General features: G+C 59.5%; 16 protein-coding genes. 4 read left to right on the top strand and 12 right to left on the bottom strand.

The features are described from left to right. Positions 1-593: 593 nt before the first annotated feature. The 5 genes from ACTH3D_RS09035 to dksA form a co-directional block, all read right to left on the bottom strand. On the bottom strand, positions 594-2,000 hold the full coding sequence (locus ACTH3D_RS09035) for a sigma-54-dependent transcriptional regulator (protein WP_441666740.1): 1,407 nt from the start codon (positions 1,998-2,000) through the stop codon (positions 594-596). A 51-nt stretch (positions 2,001-2,051) separates the two neighbouring features. Beyond that, positions 2,052-5,018: an ATP-binding protein gene (locus ACTH3D_RS09030; RefSeq protein ID WP_441666739.1), complete on the bottom strand. Its 2,967-nt coding sequence runs from the start codon at positions 5,016-5,018 to the stop codon at positions 2,052-2,054. Further along, entirely contained in the window at positions 5,015-5,224 is a 210-nt protein-coding gene (locus ACTH3D_RS09025; RefSeq protein ID WP_441666738.1) for a hypothetical protein, read from the bottom strand. The genes ACTH3D_RS09030 and ACTH3D_RS09025 overlap by 4 nt, the downstream gene beginning before the upstream one ends. A gap of 9 nt (positions 5,225-5,233) precedes the next feature. Further along, on the bottom strand, positions 5,234-6,112 hold the full coding sequence (gluQRS, locus tag ACTH3D_RS09020; protein WP_441666737.1) for a tRNA glutamyl-Q(34) synthetase GluQRS: 879 nt from the start codon (positions 6,110-6,112) through the stop codon (positions 5,234-5,236). Positions 6,113-6,213: 101 nt separating this feature from the next. Then, positions 6,214-6,654 (bottom strand): RNA polymerase-binding protein DksA, encoded by a 441-nt coding sequence (gene dksA / locus ACTH3D_RS09015; protein WP_441666736.1) that lies wholly within the window; start codon positions 6,652-6,654, stop codon positions 6,214-6,216. Between the two features lie 259 nt (positions 6,655-6,913). Between dksA and ACTH3D_RS09010 the strand changes: the two genes are divergently transcribed. Then, on the top strand, positions 6,914-8,098 hold the full coding sequence (locus tag ACTH3D_RS09010; RefSeq protein WP_441666735.1) for an aminotransferase class I/II-fold pyridoxal phosphate-dependent enzyme: 1,185 nt from the start codon (positions 6,914-6,916) through the stop codon (positions 8,096-8,098). Then, positions 8,098-8,868: a DNA/RNA nuclease SfsA gene (gene sfsA / locus ACTH3D_RS09005; RefSeq protein WP_441666734.1), complete on the top strand. Its 771-nt coding sequence runs from the start codon at positions 8,098-8,100 to the stop codon at positions 8,866-8,868. The genes ACTH3D_RS09010 and sfsA overlap by 1 nt, the downstream gene beginning before the upstream one ends. Here sfsA and ACTH3D_RS09000 read toward each other — a convergent pair. The 6 genes from ACTH3D_RS09000 to ACTH3D_RS08975 form a co-directional block, all read right to left on the bottom strand. Then, the gene (locus ACTH3D_RS09000) at positions 8,853-9,311 is read right to left on the bottom strand and encodes a DUF4426 domain-containing protein (RefSeq protein ID WP_441666733.1); all 459 of its coding nucleotides are present in this window, start codon (positions 9,309-9,311) and stop codon (positions 8,853-8,855) included. The genes sfsA and ACTH3D_RS09000 overlap by 16 nt on opposite strands. A 134-nt stretch (positions 9,312-9,445) precedes the next feature. Further along, positions 9,446-10,042: a methionine biosynthesis protein MetW gene (gene metW, locus ACTH3D_RS08995; RefSeq protein WP_441666741.1), complete on the bottom strand. Its 597-nt coding sequence runs from the start codon at positions 10,040-10,042 to the stop codon at positions 9,446-9,448. After that, on the bottom strand, positions 10,042-11,229 hold the full coding sequence (metX, locus tag ACTH3D_RS08990) for a homoserine O-succinyltransferase MetX (protein ID WP_441666732.1): 1,188 nt from the start codon (positions 11,227-11,229) through the stop codon (positions 10,042-10,044). The genes metW and metX overlap by 1 nt, the downstream gene beginning before the upstream one ends. 5 nt (positions 11,230-11,234) lie before the next feature. Continuing rightward, on the bottom strand, positions 11,235-11,828 hold the full coding sequence (locus tag ACTH3D_RS08985) for a YggT family protein (RefSeq protein WP_441666731.1): 594 nt from the start codon (positions 11,826-11,828) through the stop codon (positions 11,235-11,237). 63 nt (positions 11,829-11,891) lie between these two features. Further along, positions 11,892-12,716, bottom strand: coding sequence for a pyrroline-5-carboxylate reductase (proC, locus tag ACTH3D_RS08980; RefSeq protein WP_441666730.1), 825 nt, complete (start codon positions 12,714-12,716; stop codon positions 11,892-11,894). A gap of 57 nt (positions 12,717-12,773) precedes the next feature. Continuing rightward, entirely contained in the window at positions 12,774-13,502 is a 729-nt protein-coding gene (locus ACTH3D_RS08975) for a YggS family pyridoxal phosphate-dependent enzyme (protein ID WP_441666729.1), read from the bottom strand. Positions 13,503-13,569: 67 nt separating this feature from the next. Between ACTH3D_RS08975 and ACTH3D_RS08970 the strand changes: the two genes are divergently transcribed. After that, a complete protein-coding gene (locus ACTH3D_RS08970; RefSeq protein WP_441666728.1) occupies positions 13,570-14,607 on the top strand; it encodes a type IV pilus twitching motility protein PilT in 1,038 nt (345 codons plus the stop codon). Here ACTH3D_RS08970 and ACTH3D_RS08965 read toward each other — a convergent pair. Beyond that, entirely contained in the window at positions 14,599-15,729 is a 1,131-nt protein-coding gene (locus ACTH3D_RS08965; RefSeq protein WP_441666727.1) for an anhydro-N-acetylmuramic acid kinase, read from the bottom strand. The two genes, ACTH3D_RS08970 and ACTH3D_RS08965, sit on opposite strands and share 9 nt — an antisense overlap. A gap of 112 nt (positions 15,730-15,841) precedes the next feature. Here ACTH3D_RS08965 and tyrS point away from each other — a divergent pair, with 112 nt between their 5' ends. Next, the gene (gene tyrS / locus ACTH3D_RS08960; RefSeq protein ID WP_441666726.1) at positions 15,842-17,041 is read left to right on the top strand and encodes a tyrosine--tRNA ligase; all 1,200 of its coding nucleotides are present in this window, start codon (positions 15,842-15,844) and stop codon (positions 17,039-17,041) included. Positions 17,042-17,170: the final 129 nt, after the last annotated feature.

Raw genomic sequence — 17,170 nt, 5'->3', positions numbered from 1 at the left:
TCGCCCTGAATACGTATCACGGTCACCCACTGTTTTCAGGCAAGTGGTTTTGTTGTTTTTGAGGTTCTATAACCTGTATGGCAACCGTCTCGTATTCAAAACAATAATCCAAATCCACGAAGGTGTAATTACCTTTCCCGGTTGTCTTGTTGTTGTTCACCGGGGTTGCACCAGCGCCAGTTATTTTTGTAGTCGGCTGCTCAGCTGCATCGTGTCTCGCTCCGGGTCCGTGCCTGTTGTCGTTGTTATGGCTCGGTCGACGCCTACAGTGTGGGCTTCACGCTATTATTGTTGTTGGCGAATCCACTCACGTCGTACAGGTCTGCGCGGATCTTGTTGTTGTTACTGGCAGACTCTCATCACTTCTGTAGCGACCTTGTTATTGTTGGTGTCGCGAGTGACGGCCGGGATTATTTTTCTTACCAAGTATGTTGCACTTGGTGTGCCAATTTGACTATATATGTTTTATATCAATTACTTAAGGTGGTTGCGCGTGGCCGAGACTCCGCTGGTTGCTGCAAGTGTTACCCTTAAATGCCTGCGTTGTAAGCGCTGTATGTGTGGGAAGGTAACATTGGCGTAACATCTGCACGTCATGAGCTGCTGCGGCGAGAGGCCTTCTTGCGTGGTATGCCCAGGCGCTGGCGGCGTTCCCAAAGTGATTTGCGGCTGATACCTAGCTTTTGGGCTAGCTCGGTCTCGCTCATCCGGTCCTGATGCTCTAGTACAAAGTGCTGGAAGTAGTCCTCAAGAGACAGGTTCTCGCCTTCACTGTCATCTGTTTCATGCCCTGCCGGTGGGGTTACGACACTGTCGGTCTCAGCAGCTGGCCTGGGCCGCCTTGCGGTCTGTCCGCTGCCTGCAGCCAACCCCAGGTCTTCAGGGTGAATCAGGTGACCTTCGGCGAGGATGACGCCACGCTCCAGCGCATTCTCAAGTTCACGCACGTTGCCAGGCCAGAGGTATTCGTGAATGAGTCGTCGTGCGGCCTGTGTCAGCCGCAAGCCCTCACGCTCATGGCGGTGGCAGACTCTGCTGAGCAACGCGTCAGCAATTTCCAGGATATCGTCGTCGCGATCCCGTAATGCCGGCAGATCGACCTGCATGACATTCAGGCGATAGTAGAGGTCGAGGCGAAATTCGCCGGTTTTTGACATCGCATGAAGGTCGCGATGGGTGGCGGCGATCAGGCGGATGTTGACGTGGCGGGTCTCTACTGAACCGATCCGACGGATCTCGCCTTCTTGCAGAACCCGCAGAAGCCGAGCTTGGGCATCCAGCGGGAGCTCGCCGATTTCATCAAGAAACAGCGTACCGCCGTCGGCGGCCTCAACCAGTCCGGTACGCGCCGCCGAGGCACCGGTGAAAGCCCCTTTTTCATGGCCGAACAGCTCTGACTCGATCAGGGTTTCGGGGATCGCCGCGCAGTTGACGCTGATCAGTGGTTGATGAGCGCGATGGCTCTGCTGGTGGATTGCGCGCGCCACTAGCTCCTTGCCGGTGCCTGACTCGCCAAGAATCAGCACGGTGACATCGGTCGGCGCTGTCTTGTGAATACGGTTATAGACTACTTGCATGGCGGTGCAGCTGCCGATCATGGCTTGGCGCTGATTGTCGGCGTTGGCAATCTCTGGTGTTTCGCCCTGGCTTAATGTGCGTTTGTGGAGCAGACGCTCCACTGTCTCGAGGAGCTCGTCATGATCGAAGGGTTTGGCGATATAATCCACAGCCCCGAGCTTGAGCGCATCCACTGCTGAACGCATGCTGGCGTAACTGGTCATGATCAGCACTGGCGCTGGCTCTGCCAGGGCAATCATCTCAGTGCCGGGTTCCCCGGGCAGTCGCAGATCGCTGAGTACCAGATCGAAGCCGTCCGGGCCGAGCTTGCGGGCCTCTTCCACTGAGCCCGCCTCGCTGACCTGGTGGTTGTGATGCTCGAGCAGCCGCTTGAGCGCGTTGCGAATAATGGCTTCATCTTCAACGATCAGGATGCGACTCATCGGCAACTCTTGTCTCTGTGTGCGGGTATCTGGGTTTTCATGGCGCCTGATTTACGAAGCATTGTTCACAGGAGGTCGCTCATGGTAAGCGGGAAGCCACAATACAATGCGTGTGCCCTGTTTCTGGCCTGCTGGCGGTGACTCGATGTTAATCTGCCCGTTATGCTCGGTAATGATGCTGTAGACCAGCGGCAGCCCGAGTCCCGTGCCGCTGCCCGGCGCCTTGGTGGTAGTAAAGGGTTCAAACAGCCGGTCGCGGATTGCCGGGTCAATGCCCTCGCCGCTGTCGGTGACGCTGATGCGCAGCCTGGCGTTATCGGTGTCATGCGCTGTGCCGTGTTCCATCTGGGCGTCGATGATGATGGTATCACCACTGGCGCTGGCGTCTCTGGCATTGCTTAGCAGATTGACCATCACCTGCTGCAGGCGCTGCTCGTCTCCAATCACTTCAAACGTTGGTAAGCAGCGATTATCAAAGCAAATATCATCGCCTGAGCGAGTGAGCTGGATCAAGTGTAATGCCTGGTTAGTAACCCGGGCGATGGAGACCGGCATCATTTCAGCATCGATAGCCTGGCGCCCGCCATGCGCGAAGCTCACCAGAGAGGAAACAATGGTCGAGATGCGAGTGGTGAGCTCCTGAATCTGGCGGGCTGTTTCCAGCAGCTCGGGGTTGTCGGTGTCATAGTGAAGATTTTGGGCCAGCGAAGAAATGCCGGTGATCGGATTGCCGATCTCGTGGGCTACTCCCGCGGCCAGCTGGCCAATCGAGGCCAGCCGGGCGGAGTGCACTAGTTCGTCTTCCAGCCATTTCATTTCGCTCTGGTCTTCAACCAGGATGACGGTGCTGCCGTTGCGCTCCCGTGGGTGAGGTGAGGAGTGACGCAGGCCCAGGTATCGGATGCCCTCGGCTATTTGTACCGGCTGTTTGTAGAGCTTGCTGCCGGGCTCTGATAGCAAGCGCTGGAAGAGGTCGCTCCATGGTGCGGGCAAGCAGTTGCGGTGTGCGCCGACCACGGTGTCCGCGTCGATGCCGGAAAACCTGGCCAGCGCGTCGTTCCACATCAGTAGCTCACCGTCGCTGCCGAACACACATAGCCCAACAGGGAGCCGCAGCAGGGTGCGCCGGTGATGGCGGCGCAGCTCATTGAGCTCACGAGGGAGGCCGGTAAGCCGGGTGCTGCGCCCCTCCAGCCGGCGTTCGACAAAGTGGATGTCCTCCGTCGCCTGTTGGCCAATCTGGCGGTAAGGCACCCAGCGATCCACAATATCCTGGGCGACGGCTGGACCCATGAGTCCGGACAGATTGGCCTGAATGCGATCACGCAACCGGCGCAGCGCATAGGGACGGGCTTCAAGCGGTGACTGCCCCAGTGCTTGCTGGGCGCGCTTGACTTCGCGCCGGGCGACTGACTCACCCAGTGCATGGCTCAGCTGATGAGTGATCTCGGCTGCATCGGCAGCCACTAGCGGCAGGCGTATGGGGCGTACCACGGCATCTACCGAGCAGGCCTCGGCGGCGGCACGTTCGCCAGTGGAGGTCGGGGTGGTCAGGGAAACCAGAATCAGTGCCAGGGTATTGGCACTTAGCGATGCTAGGGCGATCAGGTACCACGACGGATAGGAAGCCAGGCCCTCAGGCATCAGCAGTGCCAGCGGCTGGTCGATACCAAACAGTGGCAGCCACAGGCCCAGTAACCAGATAGCCAGCCCTATGCACAGGCCGCTAACCATGCCGGTACGATTGGCGCCCGGCCAGTAGAGCAGCGCCAATAGCCCCGGCAGGCATTGCGCTATACCCACAAAGGCAGAAAGCCCGAGCGATGACAGGTCGTGATCGATGCCGACCAGCCGGTGAAACAGCCAGCCGGCAGCTACCACACCAGCTATCAGGCCGCGTCGCAGCCAGCGCAGCCAGCGGTATAGGTTGGGACGGTCAAGGGGGGAGCGGGCGACGAGCACCAGATGGTTGAGGATCATGCCTGAGAGTGCCAGCGACAGAATGATCAGGGTGCCGCTGGTGGCGGCCAGCCCAGCCATGAAGGCCAGCGCATCTGTCCACCAGTTGTGAGAAAGATCAAAGGCCAGGTAAGCAACGTTGTTTGCTCCGACGTCAATACCTCGGCGTTGGGCGCCCCACAGAATCAGCGGAACCGGCAAGGCGATCAGCAGCAGATACAGCGGCAACCCCCAGCCGGCCTTGAGCAGAGTGCGCCGGCTGAGTGTTTCAGCAAAGGTGATGTGAAACATGTGTGGCATGAGCAGGGCAGCGGCAAAAAATAGCAATAGCAACGTGCGCCACTGGCTGGCGTTCAACGGTTCGCTCAGTTGTTGCGCCTGCTGGCCGGGGCCGCTCAGCCAGGCCTGCAGGTCTGCCGGTCCATCAAAGATGCCGAAAAGTGCAATTGCGCCAAGGGCCAGCATGGCGGCCAGCTTGACAAGCGACTCCAGAGCGATGGCAGCCAGCAGGCCGTCATGGCGGGCGTTAAGGTGATTGTGCCGTGCGCCGAAGAGCATAGCAAAGAGTGCAATCAGGGCGCTGAAACCCAGTGAGTACCAATCGGCAGAGCCAACGCCGGACAGCCGGTGGATCGACGTTCCCATGGTCTGAACCTGAAGTGCTAGCAGTGGCAGCACCGCCAGTAGGCTGATCACCGTGATCAGGGTGCCCACCCAGCGTGAGCGGAAGCGGAAAGTGAACAGGTCGGCTAGCGAAGCCAACTGATACGTGAGTGACAGCCGTTGGATAGGAATCAGCAGCACCGGAGCGAGTAGGAAGGTGCCGGCCACGCCCAGGTAGTAGGCCAGATAACCAAAGCCACTGCGATGGGCAAACTCCAGGCTGCCGTGAATCGCCCAGGCGCTGGCATAGACGCCCAATGCAAGAATATGCGTTGCTGGATGGCGCACCAAGCGGCGCGGCAGCCAGCCGCGATCCACGGCGCTAGCGCAAGCAAACAGCAGCATCAGATAGCCGACACCCAGGCCGACCAGGGCAGCGAGCCCGGCGGGGATCATGGTGATGACTCGTGGTGGCCGAGCCGCTGGTGAAGGTTGTCTTGCCGACGCTTCCAAGCAAGCCACCCTGTCAGCGCAATTAACACTGCCCAGATGGCAAAGGGACGGTACCAGGCCACGTCAGGGTTGCCCCAGCCGCTCATCAGCAGCGGAGAGAACAGGTAGCCGCAAAAGACCAGCAGCAGCATGATGCGATAGACGTACACAGCACCTCCTCAGGGGGCAATACGATCATTGCAGCGCAGACGCTCCGGCGTCCAGTGGGCGATGGCCCAGCTCAGCTGTTCATCGACCGACGCGCTGGCGAGCTCGTGCGGGGGTAACTGGTCGAGTGCGATGAGTGCCTGGAACAGCAGCGGGCGCGCCTGCTGCTCGCTGACTGGCAGGGCCGGCGCCAGGTTCTGCTTGGACAGCTTGTGGCCATCGTCACCAAGCATCAACGGTAAATGGAAGTAGTGCGGCACAGGAAGGTCTAGAGCGTGCTGTAACTGGCGCTGCCAAGGGGTGTTGTCCAACAGGTCGGCGCCACGCACTATCTGATTGATGCCTTGGTCGGCGTCATCGACTACCACGGCCAGTTGATACGCCCAGGGCCCGTCCTTGCGTTTGAGTACGCTATCACCGAGCTCGGCAGGGTCGAAACGGCAGGTGCCGAGGCGCCGGTCCTGCCAGATCACCGGGCGGAGCCCAAGGTCGCTGCGTAGCCGCCAGGCCACCGGTTTGCCGGGCTCGCACACCGCATCACGACACCAGCCGGGATAAATGGCATGGGTTTGCCATTGGCGACGCGAACAGCTGCAGGGGTATGCCAGGCCAGCATCGATCAGGCGATTCAGTGCCTGCTGATAGGCAGCGTGGCGATCGTGCTGGTAGCGCACCGGCCCGTCCCAGCATAAGCCAAAGGCGGTAAGTTGGCGCTTGATGATGTCGGTGTTTTCCGGTGAGCAACGTGGCGGGTCGATATCTTCAATGCGCAGCGCCCAGTGGCCACCTGCCTGGCGCGCATCGAGAAAGCTGGCCAGTGCCGCGGTTAGGGAGCCGAAATGTAGCGGCCCAGAAGGTGTGGGGGCGAAGCGACCGCGGTAGGCGCTCATTGTCGACTCCGGGCTGGTGGCGACGGATGGCGTTAGCCAGCGACGGGTAGCGAATGGCTTCCCGTCGTCGGTTGGGTGACACAAAGCCGGGGCACAGAGGTTTAGCCGCCGAGCTGTTTTTCCTTGAGTTCGGCCAGGGTCTTGCAGTCGACGCACAGCGTCGCCGTGGGCCGTGCCTCCAGCCGACGAATACCGATCTCAACGCCACAGGCCTCGCAGAAGCCGTAATCGTCTTCGTTGATCTTGTCGATGGTCTCGTGAATTTTCTTGAGCAGCTTGCGCTCACGGTCACGGGTGCGCAATTCCAGGCTGAAGCCTTCTTCCTGAGTAGCACGGTCGGCGGGATCGGCGTAGTTGTTGCTCGCGTCTTCCTGAAGATGGCGAACGGTGCGGTCGACTTCTTCCATCAGCTCCTGCTTCCATACCAGCAGGATCTCACGGAAGTGCTCGAGCTGCTGCTCGTTCATGTACTCTTCACCCTTCGCTGGTTCGTAAGGTACGAACTTACGGGGCGCATCCGTTTTAGTTTCAGTGACTGGCATTTGACGGCCTCGCTACGTTAAATGATTGCTGACCAATGTCCGTCATATGATGGGGACATGTCACGCCAAAGGTGTGCTTATTTAGCTAAAAAAGGCAGGCTTTGCAACTTTCTTGCCAAAAATAGCGTAAATATGCGTCCAAAGTATCACTTCGGTGACCGCGTGAGCGACACTCAGAGCGACAACCGGAGCAGCAGAGCTCTCAGGCTATGCACTGGGCGAATCCGCAGGCCACGTATTATGAACAAAGGAGACCGTAATGCCCTGGAATTCACGTATTCATGAGGTGGCTGCATTTCGTGTCATGGGGCTTCTGGAAGCCGCCCAGGCCAGAGAGGCGGCGGGGCATGATGTGATTCACCTAGAGATCGGTGAGCCGGACTTTCCTACGCCGATGCCGATCATCGAGGCAGGTCAGCGCGCATTGGCGGAAGGGCGCACCCGCTATACCCCGGCGGCGGGGCTGCCGGCACTGCGTGAAGCGATCGCGGTGCACTATGCGGACACCCTGGGTATCAATATTGATCCGCAGCGGATACTGGTGACGCCAGGTGCATCCGGTGCCCTGCTGTTGGCCAGCCAGCTACTGGTCGAGAGTGGTGACCGTGTTGTGATGGCTGACCCCACCTATCCGTGCAATCGTCACTTCATGGCGCTGGCAGGTGCGACGGTGGATGCCGTGCCGGTGTCTGCCGGTAGCGGCTGGCAGTTGACGCAGGAGCTGATTGCCAGTCACTGGCAGGAGAAAACGCGGCTGGCCATGTTGGCAACGCCGTCCAACCCTACCGGCCATATGCTGAGCGAGGCGCAGTTGCGCGGGGTGGCTGAAGAAGTTGCCAACCGGAATGGCTACTTGCTGGTTGACGAGATCTATCAGGGACTGTGTTACGACATGCCGCCGGTATCTGTCGCTTCAGTGGCGCCTGATGCTTTTGTGGTCAATAGTTTCTCCAAGTATTTCGGAATGACCGGCTGGCGACTGGGCTGGTTGGTAGCGCCGAAGGCCGCCGTGGAACCGTTGACGCGGCTGGCACAGAACGTTTTTCTGGCCTCATCGACTCTGGCCCAGCACGCTGCGCTGGCAGCCTTTACGCCGAACTGCATGGCTGAGCTGGAAAGGCGCCGCCAGGAAATGCAACGCCGCCGTGATGCGCTGATCACCGGTCTCGCGCCGCTTGGCTTAGCACCTGACCTGCCGCCTCAGGGTGCTTTTTATCTGTGGCTGGATATTTCCCGCTATAGCTCTGACAGCGAAGCCTTTTGCCGCCAGCTGTTGGAGGAGGAGAACGTCGCCATTACACCGGGCACCGACTTTGCGCTACAGGGTGGCGAGTACCATGTGCGGATTGCCTTTACCACTGGGGTGGCGCGCCTTGAGGAGGCCGTGGCACGGCTGGGTCGTTTTCTTGAGCGTCATGATCCGGTGTGTCAGGGGGAGGCGTAATGGACTATCCCGCCCTGGTGGCCGGTGTGCTGCTGCGCCGCTATAAACGCTTTCTCGCCGATGTGCGCCTCGACGACGGTCGTGAGGTGGTGGCCCATTGCCCCAATACCGGCAGTATGCGTGCTGTGAACATGCCGGGCAGCCGGGTGTGGCTATCACCCAGTGACAACCCGAGGCGCAAGCTGGCCTGGACCTGGGAGCTGATCGAACTGACCCAGCCAGGCGGCGATATGGCGCTGGCATCGGTACACACTGGGCGAGCCAACCGCATTGTCGAGGAGGCGCTGGCAGCCGGGCTTGTGGAGGAGCTATCGGGCTTTGGGCAGCTGCGCCGTGAGGTGGCGGTAGATGGTGGGCGGCTGGACTTCTGTCTGAGGGATACCGAAGGCCGTCTGGCCTATGTCGAAGTCAAGCAGGTCACGCTGCGCGAGAGTGATGGGCACGGCTATTTTCCTGATGCCGTGAGCGAGCGTGGGCGGCGTCATCTGGAGGTGTTGATGGCGCTGGCCGGCGAGGGCCACCGTGCGGTGCTGCTGTTCTGCGTGGCCCATGAAGGGATTGATTCGGTGGCTCCGGCGACCCACCTGGATCCGGCCTACGCCAAGGCGCTACGACAGGCCGAAGCCTTGGGCGTGGAGGTGTTGGCACGAGCCTGCCATTTTGATTGGCATGACGACGTCCATCCGACAGCGGTGAGTCTTGGCCGGGCGCTGCCGGTGATGCTGGACCGCTGCTTTGAGCCCGCTATATCACTTCAGGGGTCGACGTAAAGCCGTTGCATGAAGTTGATTGCTACCGGTGGCTCATCGCGCTCTAGGCCGACGTTGAGCGTGAAGCGCATGGCTTCTCCGTCCTGAATGCCGAAGGTGGCGAGACGATAGATGCTGTCGCCATCGCGCAGGGTGCGAAACGACAGCGGCAGGTCTTGGCCAGACAGCCCCTTGATGCTGCCATCCACCGGTGCATTGACCGCCTTGAAGGAGCCATCAGGCTGTGCTTGCAGCACGCTCACATTGAGAAACCCGGTGGCGCGGCTGCGGGTAATGCCTGAGGCGGCGGCTACCTCGGGGGTGAGAAAACTGGTGTTAACCGCGCTGTAATGCACCTGGTAGTCACCAAACTGCTGATATTGCTCAGCCATCGCTAATGAGCTGAGCAATATCAGCGCCAGGGCAATCAGTCTGCTGAAAAAAGTGCGTGTCATTGTCACCATGGGGTATCTTCCCGCGTTGTTCGTGTGGGTATGATCGGCTATGACTGAAGGCACAAGTGTGCTCCGTCAGGGTGCTGTATCAAGTATACCGCGAAGCATCCCGCGCCGAGCCAGGGCGGTAAAACAACCTTCGCTCAGCTCTGGCGGGCAACGCGGAAGATCGCAATTTCGCCAAATAGGTTGGGCCAACGCCGGGATAGGCGGTTGCCCTTGTGTCCGCCCACACCTACCGCCCGGTCAATGATTTTCAGGTTCTTTTCACAGCACAGGTGCTCGAAGTCGTTGAAGGTCGATAGATGGATGTTGGGCGTGTCGTACCAGGCGTGGGGTAGCGATTTGGAGACCGGCATGTAGCCGCGTATCCCCAAGTGTACGCGGTGGCGCCAGTAGGCAAAGTTGGGAAAAGTGATGATGCCCTCTTTCGCCACTCTGAACATTTCGTCCAGCATCAGGTCGGGTCGACGCAGCGCTTGAAGCGCCTGGGTCATTACCACCAGGTCGCAGGAATTGTCGTCAAAGTTGGCCAGGCCATCGTCGAGGTTTTGCTCAATGACGTTAACTCCGCGCGCTAGACAGGCAGTGATGCCGTCAGAGTCGATTTCCAGCCCATAGCCGGTCACGTTTTTGTCGCGTGCCAGGGCATCGAGCAGGGTTCCGTCGCCGCAGCCCAGATCGAGAACGCGGGCTTGGTCGGGAATCCAGTTGTAGATCACGGTGAGGTCAGCGCGCATCACGAGCGGTCTCCCAGGCCCAGTGTTTTAGCGACTCGGTCCATGTAGGCCGCGAACACATCCTGGTAGCGGGGGTCGAGCATCAGGAAGGCGTCGTGGCCATGGGTCGAGTCAATATTGACGTAGCTGACTGCCTTGTCGGCACGGATCAAGGCGTTGACCAGCTCTTTGGAGCGCGACGGCGGAAAGCGCCAGTCGGTGCTGAAGCTGACTACCAAAAAAGGGCACTGGGCAGGAGCTAGGGCCTTGGCCAGATCGCCGTCGTGGCGCGAGGCTGGGTCAAAGTAGTCCAGTGCTTTGGTCATCAGCAAATAGGTGTGGGCATCAAACGAGCTTGAGAAGCTATCGCCCTGATAGCGCAGATAGGACTCGACCTGGAACTCCACGTCGTAATCAAAGTTGAAGTTCTGATCACCACGCATGTCGCGGCCAAACTTGCTGCCCATGGCGCCTTCCGACAGGTAGGTGATGTGTCCCACCATGCGTGCCAGCTTCAGGCCACGCCGGGGCAGAGCGCCGTGATCGCTGTAATGACCCTCATGAAAATCCGGGTCGGAGCGGATCGCCTGCCGTGCCACTTCGTTGAAGGCAATGTTCTGGGCTGACAGCTTGGGCGTGGCGGCAATGACACCGGCATGAGCCACGCGCTCTGGATAGCTCAGCGTCCATTGGATTGCCTGCATGCCGCCAAGACTGCCGCCGATGACGGCAGCGAAGCGTTCAATGCCCAGTCGGTCAGCCAGGCGTGCCTGGCTATGTACCCAGTCCTGGACTGTCACCATAGGAAAATCAGGCCCCCAGAGCTTACTGGTTTCCGGGTTGATGGTGTTGGGGCCAGTGCTGCCGTGGCAGCCGCCGAGGTTATTCAGCGAGACCACAAAGAAGCGATTGGTGTCGATAGATTTGCCGGGCCCGATGTGGGCATCCCACCAGCCGGGCTTCTTGTCGTCCGCTGAGTGGTAGCCAGCCGCGTGGTGATGGCCAGAAAGGGCGTGGCAGATCAGCACAGCATTACTGCGCTCGGCGTTGAGCGTGCCGTAGGTCTCAAAGATCAGGTTGTAGGCTGGCAGCGTCTTGCCGCAGACCAGTGGCAGTGGCGTGTCGAAGTACAGCGTCTGGGGACTGATCAGTCCGACCGAGTCCTCGGGAAACGCTGCTGTATCGGCACGAGTGATGTTGTTAGCCATAGGATTCAGAAGCCCACCAGTGCAGCCAGTGCCCCGGAGGCCCTGATCAGTCGGCCGACCACAATACTGTCGATCAGGTTGATAGCGATAAAGACGACGATGGGTGACAGGTCAATCATGCCTAGCGGCGGTATCACACGCTGGACAGGGGTCATGATTGGCCGTACCAGCTGCATGACCAGCATCGCTGCGGGGTGGCCAGACTGGGGGGCCACCCAGCTGAGGATGATCATGGCAATCAGGGCAAAGAAATAGATCTTGAGAATGGTGCTGGCCAGAGTGGCGATGGCAGCAATCAACAGCTGTGTCACTGGTGGCATGCCGAAGCCCGATATCACCAGGATCGCTATGATAACGATCATCTTGATCAGCAGCGCACTGACCAGAGTCGCGAGATCGAAGCGTCCCATCAGCGGCTTCAGAAACCCCTGAAACGGCCTTACCACTGGCTGGGTTATCTTGACCACCGACTGGCTGATGGGGTTGAAGTAATCGGCCCGGGATGCCTGCAGCAAAAAGCGCAGCATCAGCAGCAGCAGATAGAAGTTGACGGCGGTGTTGACTAGCAGAAGGCTTGCGCCAGCAAAGTTACTGCCCATCGGGCTTCTCCAGAATATTTGTGATAAAAGTGGTGCGTGATAAAAAATGCTGGTGATGTGCCCTTAGCGCGTGCTGAACTGCTTGGCCATCTCGCCTGCTCGGTTGGCGCAGTCGCCCATGGCATCCTGTAACAGCTGACGGAGCCCGCCGCTTTCCAGGCGCTGAATGGCGCGCTCGGTAGTGCCGCCGGGCGACATGACATCGCGCTTGAGCTCGCTGGGCAGCTTGTCGCTGGCCATAGCCATTGTTGCCGCGCCCAATGCCGCCTGTATGGCAAGCCGTCGGGCTGTCTCGGCGGGCAGTCCACGCGCTACGGCTGCCTCCTCCATAGCCTCAAACATCAGGAAAAAGTAGGCCGGCGCACTGCCTGATACTGCGGTAACGACGTCAAGCAGTTGCTCTTCTTCAACCCATTCGACAATACCGACCGCGTTCAGCAGCTCTTCGGTAAGCTGGCGCTGTTTGCTGCTGGCGCGGCTATTGGCATACAGGCCTGATGCACCGACACCCAGTAGGGATGGCGTATTTGGCATGCAGCGTATCACAGCCAAGTCGCCGCCAAGCCAACGCTCCAAGGTGTCCACTGTCAGGCCTGCGGCTACTGAGATGATCAATGGGTTGCGGGACTGGATCGCATCGCGGATTTCCTCGCAGACCTGGTGCATGATCTGCGGCTTGACGGCCAGCACAACAACGTCGCTTTGGGCGAGGGCCTCGACGTTATCGGTCGTAGTGTTGATGCCCAGCCTGCTGCGCAGTGGAGACAGCGTGTCGTCGCTGGTTGCAGTAGCGGTCAGTGCGTCGGCATCGTGCCCGCTGTTAAGCAGCCCCTCGATGATGGCCGACGCCATGTTGCCTGCGCCAATAAAAGTGATGTGGCTCGCCATGGTGGTGTCCTGTTCAGATCCTGCAGGCCGCTATCAAGCGGTCTGCCAGTATACGTATCATTTTGATTCGTCGCTGTCGTTGTCGTGTGAGTCGCGTGCGCCGAAGATGGCAGTGCCCACTCGGACCAGGGTCGAACCCTCAAGAACAGCCGCTTCCATATCGCTGCTCATTCCCATGGACAGGGTATCAAGTGGTGCGTCGGGAAAGTGTTCCTTGAGCTTTTCCAGGGCCTCACGCAACTTTGCCAGCGGCTGGCGCTGGGCATTCAGGGTATCAGCCGGAGCAGGAATCGCCATCAATCCGCGCAGCCTCAGTCGCGGCAGCGCCAGTATCTGTTCCGCCAGAGGCGTCAGTACATCTAGCGAAACGCCGGATTTACTGTCCTCATTGCTGACATTGACCTGGATGCACACATTCAGCGGGTCCAGTGAGTCCGGGCGTTGATTGTCCAGACGTCGTGCTAGCCGGATACGGTCTACGCTATGTATCCAGTCGAAGTGTTCGGCAACCTCACGGCTTTTGTTGGACTGCAGCGGCCCGATGAAGTGCCAGGTGATGTCGGCGAGGTCAGCAAGCTCGGTCTGCTTGCCTAGTGCTTCCTGGACATAGTTTTCACCGAACTCACGCTGACCGTGCTGCCAGGCTTCGCGAATTATGCTGGCAGGCTTGGTCTTGCTGACCGCAAGCAGTCGAGCGCTTTGAGGGGCGCGCCCGGCTGCCGCCAATGCCGCATCAAGGCGACGACGTGTGACAGCGAGAGATTGCTGGATATTAGTATCCGTCATGGGTGCGGCCTGCCGTATATCTACCATATAAAAAGGAAGGCTCCATTGCAGGGAGCAGGGAGAGCACATGGATATTACCGAATTGCTGGCATTCTCGGCAAAACAGAACGCATCTGACCTACATCTGTCGGCCGGCGTGCCGCCGATGATTCGTGTCGATGGAGACCTGCGTCGGCTAAGTGCGTCGGCCATGAGCGATGACGAGGTGCGGAAGCTGGTGGGGCAGATAATGGCCGAGGAACAGCAGCGCAACTTCAGCGAGCAGCTGGAAAGCGACTTTTCCTTCGAGCTTCCCGGCGTAGGACGCTTTCGCGTCAACGCATTCCATCAGGCCCGCGGTGCTGGCGCAGTGTTTCGCACCCTGCCCGGTGAAGCGCCTAGCTTGGACGGTCTGGGGCTGGGTGACGTGTTCATGAAAGCCGCTATGCTGCCGCGCGGCCTGGTGCTGGTCACGGGGCCTACGGGGTCAGGCAAGACGACAACCCTTGCCGCCATGATCAACCACATCAACGTTAACCGCTGCGCACATATTCTTACCCTTGAGGATCCGATAGAAATCGTTCATCAGAGCAACAGCTGTCTGGTTAATCAACGGGAAGTGCACCGTCACACGCGGAGTTTCGCCGCTGCATTGCGTAGCGCTTTGCGCGAGGATCCTGACGTGATCATGGTGGGTGAGCTGCGTGACCTGGAAACCATCCGGCTGGCGCTGACTGCCGCCGAAACTGGCCATCTGGTGTTTGGCACGCTGCATACCAGCTCGGCTGCCAGAACCATCGAGCGCATCATTGATGTGTTTCCCGGCGATGAAAAAGCCATGGTGCGTGCCATGCTCTCCGAGTCACTGCAGGTGGTTATTGCCCAGACCCTGCTCAAGCGGCAGGACTCGGGCCGTGTGGCGGCTCACGAGGTGTTGGTCGCTACCCACGCAGTACGCAACCTGATCCGCGAGGGTAAGACGGCTCAGATCTACTCGGCCATGCAGACGGGTGGCAGCCTGGGTATGCAGACCCTTGACGATGCGCTGGCTCAGCTGGTGGCTAGTCAGCTCGTAGCGCGTGACGAAGCTAAGGCCCAGGCAAGGGGTGATGTTTTCTCAGGCTGAGTAAACACCACCCAGTACACGCGGCCCCAGTGCGCCAGTCACTGACGGAAGGTTGCCCGGCAGGTGCTCTAAGCGTCGCCATGCCAGCCAAGCAAAGGCGGCAGCCTCTAACCAGTCTGCCGACCAGCCCAGGCTGGCCGTATCGTGAACCTCGGTGCCCGGTATATGGTGCGCGAGTCTTGCCATTAGGTTGGCATTGGAAGCGCCGCCGCCACAGGCAAAGAGTGCTGCGGGGGTTGGCGCAGCGTATGTCTGCATGGCGAGCTTGATACCGTCCGCGACACTAGCAGCAGTCAGCGCTGACAGCGTGGCCTGAACGTCCTGCGCGCGCTCATCGCCACTCAGGTGCTGATTCAGCCAGTCAAGATGGAAGTACTCCCGCCCGGTGCTGCGTGGCGGCGGCTGGCTGAAAAATGGATCGGCCAGACAGCGTGCCAGCAGCGCTTCATCCACCTTACCCGATGCTGCCCAGGCGCCGTCTCTGTCATAAGGCTCCCCCAAGTGCTGGTCGACCCACGCATCCATCAACGCATTAGCCGGGCCGGTATCAAAGCCTAGCGGCTGGCGGGAGTCTGTAGTCGGCGGCAGCACGGTCAGGTTGGCAAAGCCGCCCAGATTCAGTACCAAGCGCCACTGTTCAGGATGGCGGAACAGCGCAGCGTGAAAGGCAGGTGCCAGTGGCGCGGCCTGGCCACCGGCAGCCAAATCGCGGCGGCGGAAGTCGCCGACCACACAGCAGCCCGTTAGCTCGGCCAGCAGGCTCGGGTTATCCATCTGCAGCGTATAGGCGGGCCCGCCGCCATAGCCTTGCGGCGCGTGCTCAATGGTCTGGCCGTGGCTGCCAATAGCGCGTACTTCGTGTGGCGCGGTCTGGGCCTTCTCCAGTAGTCGTTTCACCGTGGTTGCTTGCAAACGGCAGAACGCACCTTCCGCACTTGCCAGCTCGGCGAAGCGCACATGGTCCGCGTGACATAGCTGGTGAAGAGCCGCGCGCAACGCATCAGGTAGCGTCTCACCGTGGCTGGCAATCAGCTCTGGCGTTCCGTCTGCATGAACACGGATCAGCGCCGCATCCACGGCATCCAGGCTGGTGCCTGACATCAGGCCAATGAATAGCGACATGAGGAATCTCCTGAAAGGCTCAACCAAGGCGGAGCAGCATGATAACATTCTAAGCTGAATATCCGGCGATGGATGCCTGCCGGGGTGTCCCACCAACTGTGGAGAGGAGAGAATGTCCGACGTTGCTGACGCACTTGCGTTGCTCAAGCGTGGTACCCACGAGATTCTGCTGGAAGACGAGCTGGAAAAGAAGCTGGCTTCTGGCCGCAAGCTGCGCATCAAGGCAGGCTTTGACCCCACTGCGCCGGATCTGCACCTCGGTCACAGTGTGTTGCTGACCAAGATGCGGCAGTTCCAGGATCTCGGCCACCAAATCATCTTTCTGATTGGTGACTTCACGGGTCGCATTGGCGATCCCTCCGGCAAGAACGTGACGCGCAAGCCGCTCAGCGAAGAAGAGGTCAGGCACAACGCTGAGACCTATAAGGAGCAGGTGTTCAAGATTCTCGACCCGGAGCTAACTGAAGTACGCTTCAACGCCGACTGGTTCTCTGAGATGAGCGCTGCCGACATGATTGAGCTGGCCGGCAAGAGCACCGTGGCACGCATGTTGGAGCGGGACGATTTCGAAAAGCGCTATTCAGCCAATCAGCCAATTTCTATCCATGAGTTTCTTTACCCGCTGGTTCAGGGCTACGACTCTGTGGCACTGGAAGCTGATATTGAGCTTGGTGGTACGGATCAGAAGTTTAACCTGCTGATGGGGCGCGAGATCCAGAAGCAATATGGCATGGAGTCCCAGGTGGTGATCACCATGCCGCTGCTGGAAGGGCTTGACGGCGTGCAGAAGATGTCCAAGTCATTGGGCAACTACGTCGGTGTTGATGAGGCGCCGGGCAGCATGTTCAATAAGTTGGTCTCGTTGCCAGACAGTATGATGTGGCGCTACTTTGAGTTGCTGTCGCTCAAAGGTAATGAAGAGATTGATGCCTTAAAGCGTAGCGTTGAGGGCGGCGCTAACCCGCGCGACGTGAAAATGGAGCTGGCCCGCGAGCTGATTGCGCGTTATCACGGCGAAGAGGCGGCCGCCAACGCCCACCGTTCCGCAGGCAACCAGCTGGCTGATGGCGAGCTGCCTGAAGACCTGCCCGAAGTTAGCGTTGTGTTTGATGGCATGAGCCAGGCGCCCATTGCTGCGGTACTCAATCGTGCGGGGTTGGTCACCAACAGCGCCCAGGCTAAAGACATGCTGGGTAATGGACGGGTGAAAGTAGATGGCGAAGTTGTCGCCCGTGAACACATGCTCGACACTGGTCATGCCTATGTCATCCAGGCCGGGAAAAAGCGCTATGCTCGCGTCATTGTCGGCTGAGGCGGCATAGATACTTACGCCTGACGCCCGCCCTGCGCGGGCGTTTGTGTTTCTATGGGGTGGCGTCAGTTAGAGCTTTGATAACGATTTTTTACAAAGGGCTTGCACTCCTCTCAGTGATGTCATAAA

It is taken from the genome of Halomonas sp., assembly GCF_052095765.1.
In the GTDB taxonomy this organism is placed as follows: domain Bacteria; phylum Pseudomonadota; class Gammaproteobacteria; order Pseudomonadales; family Halomonadaceae; genus Halomonas.
The sequence above is the reverse complement of the archived record's forward strand: the minus strand, read 5'-3'. Positions and strand labels throughout refer to the sequence as shown.